Raw genomic sequence first — 2,468 nt, forward strand, 5'->3', positions numbered from 1 at the left:
CCTATGAACAGGTGGTCGATGGCGGAACCGGTGTGCTCTATCGCACCAAGAACGGCTACGCCGTGGTCAAGACCGATCTCGGCCGCGCCGCCTCGGCAACCGCCGACGCCGCGAAGCGCTCTGTGAACTGGCTGGCCGGACTGGTGCCGAAGGGGCTGTAGGCCCGCTGGCGTCTCGGTTCGACGACCGCGTGATCAGGCAGGCACATAGGTCAACCTGATCACGTCGTCGCCAATCAAATCGCTGGCCACAAAGCGAAGCGGCGGCCGGGGGCCGGCGAAGAATGGCTTGCCATGACCAAGCACGAACGGATGGAGGTAGAGTTGGTACGCATCTACAAGACCAAGGTCGGTCAGGCTTCGTGCCAGGCCTGGTCCAGAAACTGAAATCTCCCCGACGAGCTTAGCCTTAAGCCCGCGTATCACCGCCTCGACGTCATCCGCGACAAGTGTTGCGTTAGGGCCGGCCGACTTCAGAGAGCGCGACACAACCCACTTCGGTTGGCTCCGCCACGCCGCCGCGAATTCATGCGCCTCCGCGCTCCACTCAGGACTGTCTTCGTCCCAATAGCGCATGACCTCGTACATGCCGCGACCGTACACACTGCCGCTCAAATTGCGCACTTGCTCTATCCAGTGACGAAAGATCGTCGGGCCCGACGGCATTTTCTGGTGGTCGACATAGCCGTCGAGTGACTGGTTCATTCTGAAAATGAGCTTCGCCATGCTGCAGGATCTCCAACCCGGGGTCTTCAGAATAACTTGAGCCGCCGTTACGCAAAACCCCAGCCGAAATCCAAACTGAGACACGATCCTAGTCCGGCCTGAACCTGACTTTCAGGCTCTGCCAGAACTTGTCGACAAGCGGCTTTTCGGTCGCTGCATCCTCGCCGGCAATGCGGGTGATGAACAGCAGCCCCCGATCGGCCAGGCCGAAGCCGACGATCTCGAAATCGGCGGTGTCGGTGCGTGTCTTCACCTCGGCCCGGATCCCGGTCAATTCCTTGCCGTCGGCGAGTTTGCGCGTGGTCGGCCCCTGCGTCAGCTTGGCGCCGGCCTGCACCGATTGCCTGGTCATCTCCTGCAGCATCAATTGGTTGAGCGACACCGGATTCATGGCGCCATACTCCTGCACGACGACGATCGTGCCCAGCGCCGAGGCCATCAGATACTGCGTGATGTCATCGCCGAGATCGGTCTTGGTCACCGAAATGCCGCTGGGGTGGACGAAGGAAAAATCGCTGCCGGAAAAGGTAGCGAAGTCGTTGCGCGCGAGCGTCACCTTGCTCTGCTTGCCGCCGGGCAGCGTCACATCGGCGCTCTCGCCGGGATCGATATCGACCGTCACGCCGTCGATGGTCAGCTTGAAGGCCTTGAGATCCTCGCCTCCGGCCGGTCCGGCGCACAGCGCGATGAGGGTGAGTGCCGCCGCCGATACCATCCGCATGGCTGTTCTCCTGCTTCTTACGACACCCCGCTCAGCGCCTTGATGGCACGGTAGAAGGTCGAGGAAAACAGTTCCGTTGGGTCATACTGCCGCTTCGCCGCCAGGAAGGCCGGCAGTTCGGGATAGGAGGCCAGCAATTCCCTGGCCGTATAATGCAGCTGGTAAGGCAGGAAGAAGCGCCCGCCATGCTTGATCGTCACGTCGATCAGCGCCCGCGTCAGCGCCCGCATCCTGGCATTGCCGTCGGCATCGGTCGGCTGGTTGACGTAGAGCACCAGCGAATAGGCCGGCTCCGGCGCGTAGGTCAGCGCCACATCCTCCCTGTGGACGATGCGCACCGAAGCATTGAGCACCGGCAGCGTCTGCTTGCGCAGGATCTCGCGCGCTTCCGCGATGAATTCGACATAGGCGGCACGCGGAATAAAATATTCGTGCAGGATGTCGGTCTCTTCCATCTGATCGTTGAACAGATAGGGCACCGAATCGTGCATCGGGTTGTTGCGGGTGACGAGACAGGCCTCGCCCTCGGCCATGGCCGAGGTGCGCGCCACCGTGCAGCTTTCGAATTTCGGCTCCAGTGTCTTTTCGGTGAACCACTTCAATTCCTGGAACAGGCTGCCCCATTTCGCCAGGTTGATGATCACCCGCTTCAACCCGACCGATCCCGGTTCGCCGATCTCGGGCTGATCGGCCGGCGGCCGCTCGGCCACCTTGTCGTAACGGTAGACGATCATGTCCTCGAGGAAATTGCCGGGCGCCGTCGACAGATGGCCGTAGAACAGGCCGATATCCTTGTTCGGCTCCAGCACCTTGGCGAAGAATTCCGGAAAATCGTCCGATTTGATGATTTCGCGCGAGGTGCGGTAGACGGCGTTGTCGACGATGTCGAGCGTCGCCTCCAGCACCACGCCGAACAGGCCGTAACCGCCGACGACGTGGCGGAACAGATCGGTGTTCTCGGTCGGCGAGCAGGTCGTCACCGAACCGTCGGCCAGCATCACCCGCATCGAGCGGATCGAGCC

3 protein-coding genes are annotated in these 2,468 nt (G+C 61.7%); all 3 read right to left on the reverse strand.

Annotation, left to right across the window (positions count from 1 at the left end):
- Nucleotides 1–194: 194 nt before the first annotated feature.
- Complete coding sequence (locus EN969_RS26495; protein ID WP_027162137.1) at nt 195–725, reverse strand: dihydrofolate reductase family protein; 531 nt, start codon at nt 723–725, stop codon at nt 195–197.
- Between the two features lie 88 nt (nt 726–813).
- The gene (locus EN969_RS26500) at nt 814–1,446 is read right to left on the reverse strand and encodes a hypothetical protein (RefSeq protein WP_063168827.1); all 633 of its coding nucleotides are present in this window, start codon (nt 1,444–1,446) and stop codon (nt 814–816) included.
- Between the two features lie 17 nt (nt 1,447–1,463).
- Nucleotides 1,464–2,468: FAD-binding oxidoreductase (locus tag EN969_RS26505; protein WP_164758504.1), on the reverse strand; the 1,005-nt coding region annotated here is incomplete at its 5' end.

The sequence above is a fragment of the Mesorhizobium sp. M7A.F.Ca.CA.003.01.2.1 genome (assembly GCF_003998945.1).
Taxonomy (GTDB): Bacteria; Pseudomonadota; Alphaproteobacteria; order Rhizobiales; family Rhizobiaceae; genus Mesorhizobium; species Mesorhizobium ciceri.